Below are 18,476 nucleotides of genomic sequence, written 5' to 3'. Positions count from 1 at the left end.
GTGCACCGCGAGATCGTCGGAGCGCACTTCGCGGGCTGCTGCCCGGCCGATCTCGAACGGAAGGAGATGGGGGGTTCGATGACGACGGAGAAAACTGCCGAGGCGCCGGCCGCCGATACGGCACAGTCCGCGATCTCGCAGTCGTTCCAAGTCGCTTCGAAGAACAGCGTCGAGCAAGCCCTGGCCGAGGCTCTGGCCGAGATCTTGTCCGTTGATCGTGTTTCCGTTGATGACCATTTCTTCGACGACCTGGGCGCCGACTCGATGGTGATGGCACGCTTCTGCGCCCGGGTCAGGAAACGGTCCGATCTGCCATCGGTGTCGATGAAGGACATCTACGCGACACCGACGATCCGCAAGCTGGCGGCCGCGCTCGGTGAGAGCGAGCAGAGCCCGGCCGAGCCGTCGCCGCCGGAGCCCGATGACACCCAGGGTGCTTGCGGGAAGTTCGCCTACATCCTCTGCGGCACTCTGCAGTTCCTGCTCTTCGTGGCGTACATGTCCCTCACCTCGTTCATCACTGCCAGGTCGTACGACTGGGTGTCCGCGGACGTCGGCATCCTGCGCGAGTACCTGCGTTCGGTCGTGGTCGGCGGGGTGCTCTTCCTCACCACGGCCATCCTTCCGATCATCATGAAATGGGTGCTCATCGGTCGCTGGAAACAGCAGGAGATCCGCGTCTGGAGCCTCGCGTACGTCCGCTTCTGGTTCGTCAAGTCGCTGATCCGGGCGAACCCGCTGGTCCTCGTGTGCATCGGTTCACCGCTCTATGTGTTCTATCTGCGGGCGCTGGGCGCGAAGGTGGGCAAGCGCGTGGCGATCTTCTCGCGCAGCGTGCCCGTCTGCACCGACCTGCTCACCATCGGCGAGGGCACCGTCATCCGGAAGGAGGCGGTCTTCCCCGGTTACCGGGCCCACGCCGGCCGGATCCAGACGGGCCCGATCACGATCGGGAAGAACGCGTTCGTCGGCGAGAAGACGGTGCTCGACATCGGAAGCTCGCTGGGTGACGAATCGCAGATCGGCCACGCGTCGTCGCTGCATTCCGGCCAGGCCGTGCCCGACGGCGAGCACTGGCACGGCTCACCGGCCCAGCCGGCAGATGTCGACTACCAGGTGGTCGAGCCCGCCCGCTGCGGTCTCTTGCGGAGAATCTGCTACTCGACATGGCAGTTGGTGAGCGTCCTGGTGCTGTGGGTGCCGCTGGGATTCGCCGGGGTGAACATCATCCTCACCGGTATCCCCAAGCTCGGTGAGAACTTCAGCCAGGAGCTGTTGCACCCCACGGGCTGGGCGTTCTGGCGCGAGGTACTGGTCCTGTCCACGATGCTGTACTTCGGAGCCGCGCTCTTCGGGATCGTCTTCGTCTACACCGTGCCGCGCCTCCTCCGGTACGGGATCAAGCCGGGCGCGGTCTATCCGCTCTACGGAATCCGCTACTCGATCCACCGGACCATCGCGCGAATCACCAACCTCAAGTTCTACATGTACCTCTTCGGCGACAGCTCCTACATCGTCCACTACCTGCAGGGGCTCGGATTCAAGCTGTCCCGGGCGGAGCAGACCGGCTCGAACTTCGGCATGACGGTGGTGCACGAGAGCCCGTATCTGACCACCGTGGGGCGCGGGACGATGGTCGCCGACGGTTTGTCGGTCATCAATGCCGACTACTCGAGCACATCCTTCCGCGCCTCGCCGACATCGATCGGACCGCACAACTTCCTCGGCAACAACATCGCCTATCCGTCGCAGGGCCGCACGGGCGCGAACTGCCTGCTGGCGACGAAGGTCATGGTCCCGATCGACGGGAAGATCCGGGAAGGGGTCGGACTCCTGGGGTCGCCGAGCTTCGAGATTCCGCGTTCCGTCGAACGCGACGGCCGGTTCGACCACATGGCCAAAGGGGAGGAGCTACGCCGCAACCTCAGCGCCAAGAACCGCTACAACCTGCGCACCGTCGCGGTGGTGATGCTGGTGCGCTGGGTCTACATCTTCGCGGTCGTGTTGCTGGCGATGGCCGCAGCGGGGAACTATCAGGCGTTCGGCGCCGAGGCGATCGCCGTGCAGCTCATCATCATGCTGCTGTTCAGCATGGTCTACTTCGTGCTGGTCGAGCGTGGAATCGCGCGGTTCCGGCGACTGCAGCCTCGGATCTGCTCGATCTACGACCCGTACTTCTGGTGGCACGAACGCTATTGGAAGCTCGTGCTGCCGGGGATCGACAAGATGCTCGCCGGCACCCCGTTCAAGAACATCCTTTCGCGTGTGCTGGGCGTCCGCATCGGCAAGCGGGTCTTCGACGACGGCTGCGCCATGACGGAGAAAACTCTCACCACCATCGGTGACGGTTGCACGCTGAATGCGGGCAGCGTGATCCAGTGTCACTCGCAGGAGGACGGCACCTTCAAGTCCGACCGCACCGCGATCGGTGCCGGGTGCACGCTCGGGGTCGGGGCCTTCGTCCATTATGGCGTGACGATGGGCGATGGCTCCGTGCTCGGTGCGGACGCGTTCCTGATGAAGGGTGAGGACGTCCCGGAACGCGCGCGGTGGGCCGGGAACCCCGCACGCGAGATGCGGATGTCGTCCTCGGTATCGCTTCCGTCGCCCCAGTGATCCTGCGGCCTCGTCAGGGCCGCGAGCGAGATGAGGTCATCGCCCGGCGAGACCGCGGAGCCAGTGGGTGAGCTCCACCGTCCGGTACCAGCGGCCCCAGGCGACGAGGGCTGCCACCACGCCGAGCACCACCGGCATGAGTGCCCCTGCCACGCTCACCGTGAGGACGGTCGCCACCGTGGCTCCGATCATCAGAGCCACCAGGCCGAGAGCGGCGAGCCCCGACAGCCGCGGCACCAGCAGTCCGATCGCCCCGGCGATCTCCAGGCAGCCGATGATCATTGTGCCTGCCGCACTGAAGCCCATCGCCGCGAAGCCGCCGACGGCTACCGGATCCAGTGTCACCTTCGGATAGCTGACGGCGAGGAAGACCAGCGCGAGCAGGACCTGGGCCACCCACAGGGCCCAGTGCACGCGCCGCCCCGGCGCCTGCCCGCGCCCCGTGCCGGTGGTCGTGGCCGGGGGGTTCTGCTGCGTGTTCATGAGGTCTCCCGTGTCTGCCCGTGTCGAGCTCCGTCAGGGCTTGGGACCCGCTGGAGACGCCGAACTCATCGGTCGAACCCACGCAGGACCAGCGGCCGACGGGCCGGGCGGCGGGTCCCTGAGTGGCAGGGGCCTGAGTTCCTGCCGTTCGTGCAAGAGGTCTGCCTCGCGATGTGCGCCGACGTCGGGAGGTCCGCTACGCCGGGCTGTGATCGGAATGCCCGACTTGTCAGGCTCACATAGATTCTGACCGGGGATCCGAACGAATGTGACGATTCGTGAATTTCGAAATTCCGTTGAAAACATTGGCTCGCCAAGATCTGTACAACGATGGATGTGCCGATAGGTAATGCGTAGCATTGGATCAGGTCATGGATATCCAGGGCGGGGGAGATGTGAACTTCGGTGTCGAGTGTCCTGCGCAGCTTGTCGGCCGCGACGATGACCTCGCCCTGATCGGCGCGTTCCTCGACGAGGCTTCGGTCAATGGCAGGGCTCTGTTGTTGGTGGGGGAGCCGGGTGTCGGAAAGACGGTGGTGCTCGACGAGTCGATCGCCATGGCTGCTGCCCGGGGCATCCGGGTGCTGCGGGCCGGGGGTGTGGAGTTCGAGGCCTCGGTCGCTTATTCGGGTCTGAACCAGTTGCTGTTCCCCCTCCGTGAGTCGTTCGGCGAGCTCAGCGACGTGCACCGCGAGGCTCTGGAGGTGGCGTTGGGGTTCGGTGGGGGCCGGCCACCGAATCGGCTGTTGATGTCCAACGCGGCGCTGCTGTGCGTGCGCAATGCCGCGGTGCGGCGTCCACTGCTGCTGGTGGTGGACGACCTGCCGTGGCTCGATCGGGCGAGCGCCACGGTGCTCGGCTTCGTGGCCCGCCGGTTGGCGGGGAGCAGGGTGGGCTTCCTCGGCGCGGCGCGGTCGCACACGGGTAGCTCCTTCGAAGGTGGCGACCTGCCGGATCACGAGCTGCGGCCGTTGGACGGCACCGCGGCGAGCGAGCTCGTGGCGCGGCGGTTTCCCGCACTGGCGCCGAGCGTGCGGCAGCGGCTGCTGAGCGAGGCGCGCGGCAACCCGCTGGCGTTGTTGGAGCTGCCGCAGGCCTTGACGAGTCCCCAGCAGCAGGCGGTGGAATCGCTGCCGGCGGTACTGCCGCTGACCCAGCGGCTGCAGGCCCTGTTCGCGTCCAGGATCTCGGCTCTGCCGGAAGCCTGCCGGAACATCATGCTGCTGGCTGCGCTGGATCGCAGCGGCGGCCGCGATGCTCTGCGCGCTGCTGCGGCGTGCTACGGCCTGGAGAGCGTTGCCCCTGCCGAGCACGACCAGTTGGTCCACGTCGACGAGGTAGCCGGGCGCTTCGAGTTCCGACACCCTCTGATCCGCTCCGCAGTGGTCGACGTGTCCACCGCCGTCGAGCGGCGGGGCGCCCATCGGCGCCTCGCGGAGGTGATGGGTGAGCACCCGGAGCGTCGGGCGTGGCACCTGGGCGAAGGCGTGGTCGGTCCCGACGAGCATGTCGCGCAGCGCCTGGAGGAGGCGGCGCACCTCGCGCAGTCCCGCGGCGACGCCGTCGGCGCGATCGCCTCGCTCACCCGCGCCGCGGACCTCAGCCTGAACTCGGTCGTCCGTGCGTCGCGGCTTGCCGAGGCCGCCTATCTGGGTGTCGACTCGGTGGGGGAGCTGCTGAGTGCGTCGCACCTGCTGGACGAGGCGCGCCGTACCAACCCGGCCGGGGGCGCGTCGTTGCATGCGGTTATCGCGACCGCGATCCTGCTGATCGACGGCGACGGTGACGTGCTGACCGCGCACAAGTTGTTGGCCGAGGCGATCGAGACCAGCGCGAAGCGTGCCGACGCACCCGAAAAGGCGCTGGTCGAGGCGCTGTACACGCTGCTGCTGCTGTGCTGGTTCGCCGGTCGCCGCGAGCTGTGGGAGCCGGCCTTCGCCGCTATCGACCGGTTGACGCCGAACGTGCCGGAGTCGCTGTGGATCCTGAGCCGGACGTATTCCGACCCTGCTCGCATGGCGCAGGCCGCGACGCCTGTCCTGGATGCGCTGCTGGACGTGGTGTGCGACGAGACCGACCCGACGAGGATCGTGCGGTTGGGCGCGGCGTCGTTCTATCTCGACCGGCTGCCTGCGACCCGGGACGGGCACTGGTGGATCGTGCGCGAGGGTCGAGAGGGACGCATCGCGGTGCGCCGTCACGTCGCTGCGCTCATGCACCTGTGTCACGACACGTTCCACACCGGCCGGTGGGACACCATGGCCGAGCTCACCAACGAGGGTGCGCGGTTGTGCGAGGAGCACGGCTACCGGTTCTTCATCTGGTATTTCCGCCACGCGCGCGGGCTGCACGCCGCGGTCCGTGGTGACCACGAGGCGAGCCAGGAGGTCACCGACGAGCTCATGCGCTGGGCAGGGGCCCGCGGTGCACGCGGCGTGGAGTGGGTCGTCATCCATGCCCGCACGCTCAACTACATCGGGCAGAGCGACTACGAGGCCGCGTACCGAGAGGCCATCGTCCACAACGAGCCGGGCACCATCGCCTCGCACATCCCGCACGCGATGTGGACCAGCTTCGACCTGGTCGAAGCGGCTTTCAAGACCGAGCGGACAGCGCAGGCCGGCGCCCATGCCGCTGCGATGCGCGAGGCCGACCTGCCGGCACTCTCGACACGGTTGGCGCTGCTCACCGCAGGTGCCGGTGCCATGGTGGCCGACGACGACCAGTTCGTGGATGCGTTCGACGCCGCGCTCGCGCTCCCCGGCAACCCCCGCTGGCCCTTCGACTTCGCTCGCGTGCGCCTCGCCTACGGCGAGCGGCTCCGCCGCGCACGCGCCACAGCGGGGGCCCGCCTCCAGCTGTCCGCCGCAGCGGAGATCTTCGAACGGCTCGGCGCACAGCCATGGCTGGAGCGGGCGGGCAACGAGCTGCGGGCCACCGGGATCAGCAAGCCGCGTGGGTGCACGACGACGTCGCCCGTCCTCACCCCCCAGCAGCGCGTGATCGCCGAGCTGGCGGGTTCGGGTCTGACCAACAAGCAGATCGGCGAGCGGCTCTTCCTGTCCCACCGCACCGTCGGCGCGCGCTTGTACCAGATCTATCCGATACTCGGGATCACCTCGCGTGCTGCCCTGCGCGACGCCTTGACGGCGCTGCCGGAGGACCCACCCGACGGCGACATGCCCGCTGGTCTCTCCGGTCAGCCCGGAGACGGCACGTAGGACGCGGCCGATATCTCGGTGTTTCGAGATGGCTTCCCTCGAACGGCGGTTTCGACGCACGACGTTCGAGAAGTTGCGGACCGTCTGTCACTCCTGGTGATCGGGCCCTACTCTGAAACACCTGAAAGTTGGACGCCCGGATCTGTCATGACAATGTGATTTTGTAGTTCGATCTTTGCCTGTCCGTCGAACCAGGAGGGCGAGTGCCTCGCAGCCGTACGGTGCGTCCGCGCAACGGTGCCAGTAACGTCATTGTGCAGCCGGCGGCGAGGGGCCGCCTGGACTCCGGTACGGCGGTCCGACCACCGGGTCGTCTCTCGGCAGGCGGGGCCATCGGCCGCGAACGACGCACTGATCAGCACCTTCGGTGAACCGGTAGAGGCGCGGAGGTGTATGGCACATGGGTGCGGTCTTCGAGTTCGCCAGCGGTGGGATCAGTGTGATGCCGGACCCCGGTGACAACCCGGGCGGGCACGGCGTCCCGCACACCGACTCCGGGGTGTTGATCTCGTTCAAGGTTCGCAATATCGGCGACGAATCACGTCCCGTGCGCGTTCAGGTCACGATCGATGATCAATTCTTCGACGAGTGGCAGTCGGACGAGATCGCGCCCGGCGGAGCGGCGGTGGCGCGGATCAGCATCGGACGATTCGAGGCGGGCACCCACTGGATCCACGCGTGCGTCCTCTCGGAGACCGGAGAGTCCCCGCGCCCGGTGCGAGACAGCGAGCCCTCGCTCCCGGAACCCCTGGTCGAGGAGCCGCTGACGCCGGAGCTGATCCAAGCCGCGGTCGAGACGTTCGAGAAGGCCGTCCGCGCGCACGTCCCGTACGCGGGGCTCGCGGATGCGGTGCGCAACACCGCGCCGGGCGCCTACAAGTCGGTGAACCGGCTCGGCTGGGACCCGGACAGACACCTCGACGTGATCCGCCGAGAGCTCACGGTGTGCCGCGTGGTCGACGACTCGACGCTGCGCGAAGAGGTCTGGTCGTTGCAGCGCAGGCTCGGTGCGCTCGGTAGCCGCCCACCCGACCATGTCGTGCTGTCGCAGGACTCGACCACGGGACGGTGGTGGACCGTGTGGGAACCTCCTGATGCCCGGGCGTCCGACGTCGGCTCGCCCGAGCAGGTGCAGGAGACCGGCCGGATCGTCGCGATCCAGGTCGACGGGTCGTCGGCAGGCCACGGCCACGCCGCCGGTGAGCAGCGCAACGTCTTCCTCCACACCGTCGAGAACCCGGGCATCGACTTCGGCAGGGTCCTCGGGGACTCCGCGGTGTCGGCGGCCCTCGCCGCGCTGGCCCGCGATCCGGCCAACACCGACCTCCGGGAGGCTGCCGCCGACGCCGTGGCGGGCCTGCGCACACAGTCGAGGAGGGACGGGAAGGCCGCGTACTCGGCCACTGGCGCCGTGGCACGCACACCGACCGCCGACGCGCTCAACGGCACCGTCGCTGTGATCCGTACGCGCGCGGTGGAGATCGGCGATCACTCCTACCAGGAGAACACGATCGTGTGCGCGCTGAGCCCCACGATCGACGCCGCGGCCGTGCTGATCGACAACCGTGACCTCATCAACGGACTGATCGACATCGTGTGCTCCGGGGCCGGGGCGCGGGAGGTGTCGGCGTTCGAGGATGCGCTCGGCGCGGACCTCACCGCGACCATGGATCGGTCGCCGGCACTGCGCGAGAAACGTGGCGTGGTGGAGCGCCCGGCCGCGGCGGGCCAGACGTTGCGGGTCCGCAGGTTGCGCAAGCTCGCCCCCACCCGCTGAGCCGCAGCGAACGCCTCCGCCGTCGGGGGAGGATCGTCCTACTCTGGTCGCGTGTGCGGCCGGCCTTCTGGTGTCGATGCGGAGCGAGCCGCCGCGATGCGAGCTCTGCTGCGCGGCTGGGACCCCATCGGTGTGTTCTCGATCCCCGGCCCCGCGCCGCCCGACGAGTACGACTGCCTGATCGATCCGCTGGTGGAGCGGCTGGACCGGGGGGACGGTGCCGACGACCTCATCCGGTACCTGACCCAACGGCTCCACGACCACTTCGGACTGTCGGCCGACCCCGACAAGCTCCGTCAGTTCGTGGGGCGGGCGCTCGAGTGGCGGGCGGGCGGCACCCTGCTGTAACCCTGAGGCCCGAGGCGCCCCGGCCGCGCGGCCTCTGCCGGCTCCCACATGCCGTCGCTAACCTATCCGGTTGCAGCCACTGGTTAGGGTTGGCCGTGCGGGCATACGTGGTGGACGTCTTTGCCGAAACGGCATTTCGGGGCAATCCGGCGGGTGTGGTGCTGCTGGCCGGAGCAGCCGACGAGGGCTGGATGCAATCGGTCGCCGGAGAGCTCAACCAGACCGCCACGGCGTTCGTGGACGTGTCGGGCGCTGAAGACGCGCCGAAACCCCTGCGCTGGTTCTCCCCGACCACCGAGCTGGCGCTGTGCGGGCACGGAACGTTGGCGAGCGCACATGTGCTCGGTGGCGATCAGAGCTTCGAGACGCGCAGCGGGACGTTGACCTGCAGCGCTGGTCCTGACGGCTCCGTGAGGACAGAGCTTCCGGCTGACCCGTCGCGCCCGGAGGTGCCGTCGGAGGAACTCCTCGCCGGACTGCCCGGGGTCACCGTGCGTTCGACGTGGCGCGGTCGTCATGACGTCCTGGTCGAGGCGGGCTCGGCCGACGAGGTTCGATCGTTGCGCCCCGACCTGGCGATGCTCGCTCGGGTCAGCGCTCGTGGGGTTGTCGTCACCGCGCCCGGCGACAACGGCCGGTCGGACGTGGTCAGCCGGTTCTTCGCTCCCAATGCGGGGATTCCGGAGGATCCCGTGACCGGGTCGGCACACTGCACGCTGGCGAGCTGGTGGTGCCCACGCTTGGGTGTCGGCGAATTCCTCGCGGAGCAGGCCTCCGAACGCGGCGGGATGCTGCGCGTACGGCTGGACGGGGATCAGGTGAGCCTTGCCGGCCACGCGGTAACCATCTTCAGCGGCCGGCTGCACACCTCCCCACACACGTGAGCGTCCACAGCGGACTGCGTGTCCTTGCGTAACCCCAGGTCGCGGCCTGATCACGGATCGGGAACCAATCGCACTCGCGTGGAGTTAGGCACTGTGAGGGTGGTGTAGTGTCCGTGGCCTAGTTCCCCACCGTCCCTCTGGGACTGGTGGGGTTTTTTGTGGGGGATGGCATCGCAACGCTGCGAGCGGCAGTCGTCGTCGACTACCAGAACGTGCACCTCACCGGGCACGAGTTGTTCCAGGCCAGCCGGCACCTGCAGCGCCACGAGTCGCTCATAGACCCCTGGATGTTCGCCGGTCAGCTGATCAGCGCCCGCAACCGGGCCCAGCGGCCGGGGATGGATCTCGCCGAGCTGTCCGCGGTGCTCGTCTACCGGGGTGAGCCCTCGCCCGAGCACGACCCCAAGGCCTACGCCCGCAACCAGGCACAGAAGGCGCACTGGGAACGCGAGAAGTGCGTCACCGTGCAGCTCAGGCCGTTGAAGTACCGCTACCAGCGGGACGCAGGCGGCAATCTCATGTACGACGCCAACGGTAAGCGCGTCGTCGAAAGCAAGAGCGAGAAGGGCGTTGACGTCCTCTGCGCGCTCGCGATGGTTCGTGAGGCACGCCGCCCCGACGTCGACCTCGTCATCCTCGCGTCCCATGACAGCGACCTCGAGCCCGCGCTCGACGAAGCGATCGCTCTCCAGTCCGCCAAGGTCGAGACGTTCTCCTGGTTCGACCCAGCCCAGCCCCGTCGCATGCGGCAGCTCCGCCCGGGCGGCGCTCGCAGGGTGTGGAACACCCGGCTCGGTGAGACGGAGTTCGTGAACTGCTGGGACCGCTCCGACTACACATAGGCACTTCCCTGGCTCACCCGTATGAGCCGGTGTGTCCGAGCCGGCATCGAGTCCGGTTCGGCGCGGCGATGATTCCGCGCCGCGGCGGGAGTCTCAGTCTCCGGTTGTGCTCGACCCGCTCCCGGCGTGAGGACTCTGATGGCACTGTTTCGAGACCGCAACAACGCAGTCCCTTCCGGCACGACCGGACGGCCCACCTGGGCGGCTGTCCATGCCGAGCGGGCGGCCTTGGCCGCGGATCTCACCGGGTTGACCGACGAACAGTGGGCGACGCCGTCACTGTGCCCCGGCCTGTCGGTGCGCGACGTCCTCGCTCATCTCACCGCGGGCGCGAGCCTGAACCCCCTGCGGTGGTTCGCGGGCGTGGTCTGTTGCCGGTTCGACTTCGACAAGCAGGTGGCGATGCGGTTGGCCGAGCAGTTGGGTGCGACGCCTGCCGAGACCCTCGCCCGCTTCCGTGGCGTCGTTCGCAGCACGACGGCGCCTCCGTTGCCGAAGGTCGCGATGCTCGGCGAGATCGTCGTCCACGGCGAGGACATCCGGCGCCCACTGGGGATCGATCACGACTACCCGATCGAGCTGGTCACGCAGCTGGCGACCTTCTACACGAGCTCGGACCTCATGCTCGTCGGCAAGAGCCGGGTGGCCGGCTTGCGCCTCGTCGCGACGGACGGCCCGTTCACCACAGGCGTGGGTCCGCTCGTGTCCGGAACCACCTTGGCGATCACGATGGCGACCACCGGACGTGTGGAGTACTGCGACCACCTCACGGGTGCCGGGGTCGAGACCCTGCGCGCCCGCTCGTGATCCGGCGACGAGCCGCTACATGTCCAGCACCACGTCCGTGGTGGGGCGCGAACAGCAGATGAGGATCTCGCCGGGCGGCGGCGGCTCGAGCGGCTCGGGCGAGTAGTCCACCTCCCCGGAGAGGAGGGGAGTGGTGCAGGTGTGGCAGACGCCTGTGCGGCACGACCACCTCGTCGGGACATCGCAGGCGTCGGCGAACTCGAGCAGGCTGGTTTGCCCGGTGTCGAAGGGCACGGAGATCCCGCTGCGGGCGAAGGTGGTCAATGGACCCGTGCCGGGCGGCCCCTGCGGCGGATGGGGTGCGACGCGCTGGTGGTCGGTGACGCCCGGGGTGATCGCGTCGAGTGCGCTGAACAGCTCGACGTGGATGTCGTCGGCGGACAGCCCGAGCGATCTGAGCGCGTCCTGCATGTCCGCCATGAACCCCGAGGGCCCGCAGATGTAGGCGGAGGCGTCCGTGGGGAGGTCCAGGTCCGCGAGCGCCTGGGGTGTCAGGCGGCCACTCGTGGCGTGAGCGGCCGCGAGATCGCCCGGGCCGGCGGCGCTGTAGAAGACGCGCCGGTGCGCGTGCGGGAGCGTCTCGAGGAGGCCGTGGGCTTCTCGGGCGAGGGCGTCCTCGGTGGGTCCGCGAGAGCCGTGGAGCCACCAGACCTCGCGATCGCTGTGCTCCGCGGCGAGGCGGTGCAGCATGGCCACCACCGGAGTCACGCCGATCCCCGCCGAGATCAGGAGCACGGGGGTGTCGCGGTCGGTGAGGACGAAGTCGCCGCGCGGCGCAGCGACGTCGAGAACTGCGCCGGGGCGCAGCGCCGTGTGCAGGTAGCCGCTGACGACGCCGTGGTTCTCGCGCTTGACGCTGAGCCGGTACTGCTGCGCCCCCGGGGCGGAGGAGAGCGAGTAGCTGCGAACGGGGGCGGGGGTCCCGGCGCCGGTGACCCGCACCGTGAGGTACTGCCCGGGAAGCGCCGGCGGCAACGGCGCTCCGTCGTCGGCGGTGAGATAGATGGACGTGACGGTGCCGCTCTCCGGCACGACATCCGCGACACGCAAGGTCCGGAACCCGGGCCACGCGGGCTCGTGTACCGCAGCCCGTGCGGCTGCCGGCGAGCCGGCGGCGGCGACGAGCTCTCGGAACGAGCCCTGCCAGCCCGGGCTGAGCGCGGGGATGTCGAGCGCGAGCCGCATCTGCTCGACGTCGCGGTCGGGCAGGTAGAGCAGGGCGTCGATGTCGGCGACGCTCATCCCGTGCCTGCCGGAGGACGTCTTGACGATCTCGTCGCCCGCCTCGACGACGCCCTCGGTGATCACCCGCATGTAGAAGCCGGGACGGTGGTGGGCGACGAGCAGCGCAGGCATGTCCGGCCTGCCCAGGCGCATGCCGACGCGGTAGCAGGTCACTCGTGGCTGGGTGACCTCGAACTCGGCATGGCCGATGCGGTAGCGGTCGCCGATGCAGACCTCGCTGTCCGGCAGCCCGTCGACGGTGAGGTTCTCGCCGAACTCTCCGAAGGCGAGGTCGTCGCGGTCGAGTTCGGTGCGCCAGTAGTCGTAGGACTGCATCTGGTAGACGAGCACGGCCCGGTTCTCGCCGCCGTGGCCGGCGAGGTCGCCCTGGCCGTCACCGTCGAGGTTGAGGCGGCGCGCCATGCACGGGCCGGGCACCGGTGACTTCCAGATGCCGGTGTGGACGGTCCTGCCTTCCCACGGCACGTCTTTCGGCATGCCGACGTTGACCGACAGCAGTGAGGCCATGGCGACTCCTCCGCGGGCCACGACCGGCGCGCACCGATGCCGGTCCCCGAGACGATGGATGCCCCCCGTGTGCACGTTCAGCCCGCGACGCTAGGCGCATCGGCCCGGAAAATCGAGCGGCGCTCTAGGCGTCCCACGCGACCGGGAGCCGGTCCACGCCGTAGATGTCCGAATTGGTACGCAATGGCACGTCCTCAGCAGCGACGTCGAGACGCAGGGTGGGGAATCGGGCGAGAAGCGCCGGGAAGGCCGCCCGCATCTCGACGCGTGCGAGCTGCTGGCCGAGGCACTGGTGGATGCCGTGGCCGAGCGACAGGTGACCACCCGCGTGCCGGCGGATGTCGAGCGTGTCGGGGTCCGGGAACTTCTCCGGGTCGCGGTTGGCGGCTTGCATCGAGAGGGCCACCGTCTCGCCCGCCTTGATCACGTGGCCGTTGAGCTCGACGTCCTCCAGCGCTGACCGTGCCCCGGTGTGGGCGATCGAGAGGTAACGCAGCAGCTCCTCGATCGCCTGGTCGACGAGGCCGGGGTCGCTGCGGAGGGCGGCGAGCTGGTCGGGATGGGTCAGCAGCGCGAAGGTGCCCAGCGCGATCATGTTGGCGGTGGTGTCGAGGCCGGCGCCCAGCAGCAAGGTGCCGACGTTGGTGAGCTCCTCGTCGGTGAGATCGCTCGTGGTCAGGTCGCTGAGCAGGTCGTCGGTGGGCTCCGTGCGCTTGGCCGAGACCAGCCCCTGCAGATACTCCTGAATCGCCATGATGGCCGCGTACTGCTCCTCCATCGTGGCGTCGTGGTTGTTCACCGTGGCCGCATGCCGCTGGAACAACTCGTGGTCGGTGTACGGGACGCCGAGCAGCTCGCAGATCGTCAACGCGGGGATGGGCTGGGCGTAGGCCTCCACCAGGTCTGTCGGCGGGCCGTTGCGGTTCATCGCGTCCAGCTGCTCGGCGGCGATCTCCTCGACCCGATCCGCGAGCAGGCGCATCCGCCGCACGGTGAACTTGCCTGTGAGCAGGCGCCGGTAGCGGGTGTGCTCTGGCGCGTCCATCCCGATGAACAGCCCCGGCGGCGCGGGCGGGGGCTGTTGCGTGGCACTGGGCCCGGGCAGCGGGATGTGGAGGAGCTCGTGCCGCGCGCTGAAGCGGCGGTCGCCCACCACGGCACGCGCCAGGGCGTGGCTGGTCACCAGCCAGCCCTCGTGCCCGTCCGGGAAGACCAACCGGCTCAGTGGCTCCTGCTCGCGGATCCGGGCGAGCTCCTCCGGCGGGTCGAAGGGGCGCCCTGCCGGCCGCGTGGTGGGGAGTGAAAGGAGTTTCGTCATCTCGGCCCTCAGTCGTCGATCTTTCAGACGAGGCCGAAGGCTACGTTGCGTTTGAAGAACCGTCAACGCTAGATCGTCGCATCTAGCAGTGTTCCTTTGCAGATCGTTGCAATGAACTTGCCGACGAACGCAACTGCTGGAGGTGTCCGAATTGCAATGTGCTGATCGTGAACGCACACTGGGCGCGACGATCGACGAGCGGGGGAGTGCGGATGCCGGGAGGCAGGCTGACGAGCCAGGACCGCCGGCTGATCGCGGATGGTCTGGCCGAGGGGCTCGGCTACGCCGAGATCGCCCGGCGTCTGGCGCGTCCGACGTCGACCGTCAGCCGCGAGGTGGCCCGCAACGGTGGGCTCCACGGCTATCGCGCCGATGAGGCGACCCGGTTGACGACCCGGCGCGCCCGCCGCCGGGCGTCCGTTCCGCCGGGCGGTGCCCTGGCCGTCTCAGGCGCCGACGGGGATGACGCCGAGACGGTACGCGGCTTCGAGGAACAGTTCGTGATGATGGTGGTCCAGACGGGGCTCCCGAGGATGGCGGCGAGGGTGCTCGCATGCCTCTACATCAGCGACTCGGCCAGCCTCACCGCCGCCGAGCTGGTGGCGCGGCTGCGGGTCAGCCCGGCGTCGATCTCCACCGCCATCAGCTATCTCGAAGGTCTGGAGCTGGTCCGACGCGAGCGCGATGCGCTGCAGCGGCGTGAGCGGTACATCATCGACGACGACGTGTGGTCCCGGTCGTGGTCGGCGAGCGTCCGGGCGAACGCGATGTGGGTGGAGACCGCCCGGCGCGGCGTCGAGGTCTTCGGTGCGGGCACACCCGTCGGCTCCCGCCTCGAGGCGCTGGGCCAGTTCTTCGAGCGCATCTACTACGGCATGCTCGGCGGCGACCTGATGGTCGACGCCGGGGACGCGCTGACCGTCCTCGCGGCTCTCGTGCATTCGGCCGAGCCGCTCACGCCGTACGAGCTCGCCGCCGTGCTGGACTGGCCTCTCGACCGTGTCGCCGACGCGCTGCGCGACGCGGAAGAGCACCCGGAGATCGCCGATCCCGTCGCGCTCCGGCGCACCCCGGCGGGGGCCTACACCGTCACCGCCAGGCCCGACCGGCTCACCACCGCGCAATGGAAGGCGCTCGACCACGCTCGCCTGCGCGCGCAGTGACGTCTCGTCGTCGTGACAGCTACGGTCGCGACAGCTCGGCGGGTGGCAGGCCGACCCGGCGCGTGGTACCGGTGGACCGCGTGCCCCGCACGACCCACGGAAACGGCGTTCAGCGCCGTCGACGAGTACCGGCGCTACTGTCACGGCCGGGGGGATCATGACGCACGCTGTGATCATCGGAGGGGGCATCGCCGGCGCGGTCACCGCGGTGGCGCTGCACAAGGCCGGCATCGGCTCCACCGTCTACGAGGCGTACCCGACCCTCGCCGACGACGTCGGCGCCTTCCTCACCCTGGGTGTCAACGGCATGGACGCACTCGCGGCCGTGGGGCTCGACGGCGCGGTCGCGGCAGCGGGGGAGCCGGCACGCCGCATCGAGGTCTATGACGCCGACGGCGCGAAGGTCGGTGAAGGCCCGCTGACCGGCGCCGACTCACACGACCTGGTGCCCCGTACGTTCCTGCGCTCCGCGCTCTACCGGGTGCTGCTGGACGAGGCCGAGCGGCGCGGGGTGCGGGTCGAACGCGGGCGCAGGCTCGTCGACGCCACCACGTCGGACGGGCAGGTGCACGCCGTGTTCGCCGATGGCAGCCACGCCCACGGTGACCTGCTCGTCGGCGCCGACGGCGTGTGGTCGGTGACCCGTGGGCTCCTCGACGCGGACGCACCGGCGCCGCGCTACACCGGCCAGCACATCGTCTACGGCTTCAGCACGGTGGCGCCGGTCGCGGTGCCCGCCGACACGTACCGGATGGTCCGTGGCCGTCGCGCGTTCTTCGGCGTCATCGGGGGGCCTCGGGGCGGGCTGTGGTGGTTCGCCAGGGTGCCCGCCCCGGAGCTGACGAAGACCGAGCTCGCCGACATGACGACGCAGTGGTGGCAGGACCGGCTCGTCGGCGTGTTCGGCGATGACGGCGGCCCGGCCGTGGAGGTCGTCGCGGCCACCGACCGGATCGTCGGGCACAACGACCACGACATCGCCACCGTCCCCCTGTGGCATCGCGGCCGGATGACGATTGCGGGCGACGCCGCCCACGCGGCCTCGCCGTCTGCGGGTCAGGGCGCGTCGATGGCGATCGAGGACTCCGTGGTGCTCGCGAAATGCCTGCGCGATGTGCCCGGCGTGCCGCGCGCGTTCGCCACCTACGAGGCGCTGCGCCGCCCCCGTGTGGAACGGCTGGTCGAAGCCGCAGCGGCACTGAGCAGCCGCAAGCCCCAGCAGGAGCCGCGCAAGCGCAGCCAGGGCGACGGCGACTGGATCCGTGACCACCACATCGACTGGGACTCTCCGGTCGAACCGGACTGACCGGCTCCGTCGAGCACCGTCCACTGACAGGATCGGACTGGTCCGGGCCCGGGCACCACGCTCTCGAACGAAGGGACCTCATGGGCTTGCCGACCGTTGCCGACCTCGATCGGGTCCGCTGGATCACCTTCAACCGGCCCGAGACCGCCAACGCCCTACGCGTCGAGGACCTGGATCACGTCGCCGACGCCGTGCGCGATCTCGGTGGGGAGATCCGGGCGATCGTGTTCACGGGCGCGGGCGAGCGCACGTTCTCCGCCGGGATGCACCTCGACGCGTTCCGCGACCTCACGCCGATCACCGCGCGGCGGCTGATCGCGAGAGTGGCCGACTTCCTGCGCGCCGTGCGGCGGAGCCCGGTGCCGACGGTGGCGATGCTCAACGGGACATGTCTCGGTGCCGCGCTCGAACTCGCGCTGGCCTGTGACATCCGGATCGCGCACCCGGCCGTCCGGCTCGGGCTTCCGGAGGTGAAGCTCGGGATTCCGTCGGTGGCCGACGCCGCACTGCTGCCTGCGTTCGTCGGTCTGTCCAGGGCGCGCGAGATGATCCTCACCGGCGACCTGTACGACCTCGAGGCCTTCGGTCCCGGGTTCGCCAACCGGGTGGCCGAGCCCGAGCGGCTGCGGGCGGCGACCCTCGCGATGCTCGAGAAGCTGACCGGGCACACCCCGCAGGTGATCGCCGCACAGAAATCTCTGTTCGAGACGTGGCTGAACAACGGGATCACCACCAGCGTCAGTAGCAGCGTCGACGTGTTCGGCGATCTGTTCGATGATCCCGCGACCGCCGAGGCGGTCGAGCGCTACCAGCACCGCACCCCCCGTTCGGCCCGAGGAGGCACCCCATGAGCAAAGCGATCCTGGACGGCAAGTCGTTGAAGCTAGGTCTGTTCTCCGCGAACTGTTCCTCAGGGATGGCCGTCACCACCGTGCCGGACCGGTGGTCGGGAAGCTGGGAGGACAACCTGCGGCTCGCGCGGCTCGCCGACGATGTCGGGATCGACTTCCTGCTCCCCATCGCGCGCTGGATCGGCTACGGCGGCGAGACGAACTTCCATGAGGGGGTGCTGGACCCCACGGTGTGGGCCGCGGGTCTGCTCGCGCACACGCGGCGGATCGCCGTCTTCGCCACGGTCCACACGGCGTTCAACCACCCGATCGTCGTGGCGAAGCAGCTCGCGACGGTCGACCAGATCGGCCAGGGCCGGGCAGGCATCAACATCGTCGCCGGCTGGAACAAGCCCGAGTACGACGCCTTCGGCATCGAGCTGCCCGACGACCACGACGAGCGGTACGCACTCGCGCAGGAGTGGTGGGACGTCATCCGGAAGATCTGGAGCACGCCCGGGCAGTTCGACCACGACGGCAAGTTCTTCCACCTCCGTCACGTGGAGGGAATGCCGAAGCCGTACGAGGGCCAGGTGCCGGTGCTCAACGCCGGATCGTCGCCACAGGGGCGTGACTTCGCCGCGCGCAACGCGAACTTCGCGTTCACGATCGTCGGCGGGCCCGAGGACGGCGCCGAGATCGTCCGCACGGTGCAGGCGTCCGCCCGCGACCACTACGACCGAAGCGTCGGGGTGTTCACGCTCGGGCACGTGGTGTGCCGTCCGACCCGCGCCGAGGCAGAGGAGTTCCTGCACGACTACGCGGGCGATCGGGCCGACTGGGCCGCCGTCGACAACCTCATGGCGCTGCAGGGTCTGCACGCGCAGTCGTTCACGCCCGAGATGCTGCAGACCTTCCGGTCCCGCTTCGCCGCGGGCCACGGCAGCTGCCCTCTCATCGGCACACCCGACGACGTCGCCGACGAGATCGAGCGCTTCCACCGCGCGGGCTTCGGCGGGATGACCCTCTCGTTCGTGGACTACATCTCCGAGCTCGGCTATTTCGCCCAGGAGGTGCTGCCTCGGCTGGAGGCGAAGGGGATCCGGCTCCCGGTCTGACCCCGCGCGGT

The 18,476-nt window shown here is 69.3% G+C and carries 14 protein-coding genes; 11 read left to right on the top strand and 3 right to left on the bottom strand.

Features of this window, described 5'->3' with window-relative positions:
- Nucleotides 1–78: 78 nt before the first annotated feature.
- Nucleotides 79–2,616 (top strand): Pls/PosA family non-ribosomal peptide synthetase, encoded by a 2,538-nt coding sequence (locus MMF94_RS04120; protein WP_241034884.1) that lies wholly within the window; start codon nucleotides 79–81, stop codon nucleotides 2,614–2,616.
- 36 nt (nucleotides 2,617–2,652) lie between these two features.
- On the opposite strand, the gene MMF94_RS04115 is transcribed toward MMF94_RS04120, so the two are convergent.
- Nucleotides 2,653–3,099, bottom strand: a complete 447-nt coding sequence (locus tag MMF94_RS04115; RefSeq protein WP_241034883.1) for a DoxX family protein — start codon at nucleotides 3,097–3,099, stop codon at nucleotides 2,653–2,655.
- Between the two features lie 371 nt (nucleotides 3,100–3,470).
- On the opposite strand from MMF94_RS04115, the gene MMF94_RS04110 reads away from it, so the two are divergent.
- From MMF94_RS04110 to MMF94_RS04085, 6 genes are all read left to right on the top strand, one after another.
- Nucleotides 3,471–6,320, top strand: coding sequence for a helix-turn-helix transcriptional regulator (locus tag MMF94_RS04110; RefSeq protein WP_241034882.1), 2,850 nt, complete (start codon nucleotides 3,471–3,473; stop codon nucleotides 6,318–6,320).
- A gap of 400 nt (nucleotides 6,321–6,720) precedes the next feature.
- Nucleotides 6,721–8,097, top strand: a complete 1,377-nt coding sequence (locus MMF94_RS04105) for a hypothetical protein (protein WP_241034881.1) — start codon at nucleotides 6,721–6,723, stop codon at nucleotides 8,095–8,097.
- Between the two features lie 96 nt (nucleotides 8,098–8,193).
- On the top strand, nucleotides 8,194–8,445 hold the full coding sequence (locus MMF94_RS04100; protein ID WP_241034880.1) for a hypothetical protein: 252 nt from the start codon (nucleotides 8,194–8,196) through the stop codon (nucleotides 8,443–8,445).
- A gap of 95 nt (nucleotides 8,446–8,540) precedes the next feature.
- Entirely contained in the window at nucleotides 8,541–9,329 is a 789-nt protein-coding gene (locus MMF94_RS04095; protein ID WP_241034879.1) for a PhzF family phenazine biosynthesis protein, read from the top strand.
- 158 nt (nucleotides 9,330–9,487) lie between these two features.
- Nucleotides 9,488–10,171 (top strand): NYN domain-containing protein, encoded by a 684-nt coding sequence (locus MMF94_RS04090; RefSeq protein WP_241034878.1) that lies wholly within the window; start codon nucleotides 9,488–9,490, stop codon nucleotides 10,169–10,171.
- A 138-nt stretch (nucleotides 10,172–10,309) separates the two neighbouring features.
- Complete coding sequence (locus MMF94_RS04085; protein WP_241034877.1) at nucleotides 10,310–10,978, top strand: maleylpyruvate isomerase family mycothiol-dependent enzyme; 669 nt, start codon at nucleotides 10,310–10,312, stop codon at nucleotides 10,976–10,978.
- A gap of 15 nt (nucleotides 10,979–10,993) precedes the next feature.
- Here MMF94_RS04085 and MMF94_RS04080 read toward each other — a convergent pair whose 3' ends face one another.
- Together MMF94_RS04080 and MMF94_RS04075 are read right to left on the bottom strand one after the other, a co-directional pair.
- Entirely contained in the window at nucleotides 10,994–12,730 is a 1,737-nt protein-coding gene (locus MMF94_RS04080; protein WP_241034876.1) for an MOSC domain-containing protein, read from the bottom strand.
- A gap of 124 nt (nucleotides 12,731–12,854) precedes the next feature.
- On the bottom strand, nucleotides 12,855–14,048 hold the full coding sequence (locus MMF94_RS04075) for a cytochrome P450 (RefSeq protein WP_241034875.1): 1,194 nt from the start codon (nucleotides 14,046–14,048) through the stop codon (nucleotides 12,855–12,857).
- 212 nt (nucleotides 14,049–14,260) lie between these two features.
- Here MMF94_RS04075 and MMF94_RS04070 point away from each other — a divergent pair, with 212 nt between their 5' ends.
- The 4 genes from MMF94_RS04070 (at nucleotide 14,261) to MMF94_RS04055 (ending at nucleotide 18,465) form a co-directional block, all read left to right on the top strand.
- A complete protein-coding gene (locus tag MMF94_RS04070) occupies nucleotides 14,261–15,211 on the top strand; it encodes a GbsR/MarR family transcriptional regulator (RefSeq protein ID WP_241034874.1) in 951 nt (316 codons plus the stop codon).
- A 157-nt stretch (nucleotides 15,212–15,368) separates the two neighbouring features.
- On the top strand, nucleotides 15,369–16,517 hold the full coding sequence (locus tag MMF94_RS04065) for an FAD-dependent monooxygenase (RefSeq protein ID WP_241034873.1): 1,149 nt from the start codon (nucleotides 15,369–15,371) through the stop codon (nucleotides 16,515–16,517).
- An 80-nt stretch (nucleotides 16,518–16,597) separates the two neighbouring features.
- Entirely contained in the window at nucleotides 16,598–17,368 is a 771-nt protein-coding gene (locus tag MMF94_RS04060) for an enoyl-CoA hydratase/isomerase family protein (RefSeq protein ID WP_241034872.1), read from the top strand.
- Entirely contained in the window at nucleotides 17,365–18,465 is a 1,101-nt protein-coding gene (locus tag MMF94_RS04055) for an LLM class flavin-dependent oxidoreductase (RefSeq protein ID WP_241034871.1), read from the top strand. The genes MMF94_RS04060 and MMF94_RS04055 overlap by 4 nt, the downstream gene beginning before the upstream one ends.
- The last annotated feature ends 11 nt before the right edge of the window (nucleotides 18,466–18,476 follow it).

The organism is Pseudonocardia alaniniphila (genome assembly GCF_022524485.1).
Lineage (GTDB): Bacteria > Actinomycetota > Actinomycetes > Mycobacteriales > Pseudonocardiaceae > Pseudonocardia > Pseudonocardia alaniniphila.
Note: the sequence above shows the minus strand (reverse complement) of the source record. Positions and strands in the feature narration are given on the sequence as shown.

What these genes read in the sequence shown, in the direction of transcription:
- MMF94_RS04100 (WP_241034880.1), top strand. Translation starts at nt 8,194, where the DNA reads ATGCGAGCTCTGCTGCGCGGCTGGGACCCCATCGGTGTGTTCTCGATC.
- MMF94_RS04115 (WP_241034883.1), bottom strand. Translation starts at nt 3,099, where the DNA reads ATGAACACGCAGCAGAACCCCCCGGCCACGACCACCGGCACGGGGCGC.
- MMF94_RS04065 (WP_241034873.1), top strand. Translation starts at nt 15,369, where the DNA reads ATGACGCACGCTGTGATCATCGGAGGGGGCATCGCCGGCGCGGTCACC.
- MMF94_RS04105 (WP_241034881.1), top strand. Translation starts at nt 6,721, where the DNA reads ATGGGTGCGGTCTTCGAGTTCGCCAGCGGTGGGATCAGTGTGATGCCG.
- MMF94_RS04110 (WP_241034882.1), top strand. Translation starts at nt 3,471, where the DNA reads ATGGATATCCAGGGCGGGGGAGATGTGAACTTCGGTGTCGAGTGTCCT.
- MMF94_RS04055 (WP_241034871.1), top strand. Translation starts at nt 17,365, where the DNA reads ATGAGCAAAGCGATCCTGGACGGCAAGTCGTTGAAGCTAGGTCTGTTC.
- MMF94_RS04060 (WP_241034872.1), top strand. Translation starts at nt 16,598, where the DNA reads ATGGGCTTGCCGACCGTTGCCGACCTCGATCGGGTCCGCTGGATCACC.
- MMF94_RS04120 (WP_241034884.1), top strand. Translation starts at nt 79, where the DNA reads ATGACGACGGAGAAAACTGCCGAGGCGCCGGCCGCCGATACGGCACAG.
- MMF94_RS04085 (WP_241034877.1), top strand. Translation starts at nt 10,310, where the DNA reads ATGGCACTGTTTCGAGACCGCAACAACGCAGTCCCTTCCGGCACGACC.
- MMF94_RS04070 (WP_241034874.1), top strand. Translation starts at nt 14,261, where the DNA reads ATGCCGGGAGGCAGGCTGACGAGCCAGGACCGCCGGCTGATCGCGGAT.
- MMF94_RS04080 (WP_241034876.1), bottom strand. Translation starts at nt 12,730, where the DNA reads ATGGCCTCACTGCTGTCGGTCAACGTCGGCATGCCGAAAGACGTGCCG.
- MMF94_RS04075 (WP_241034875.1), bottom strand. Translation starts at nt 14,048, where the DNA reads ATGACGAAACTCCTTTCACTCCCCACCACGCGGCCGGCAGGGCGCCCC.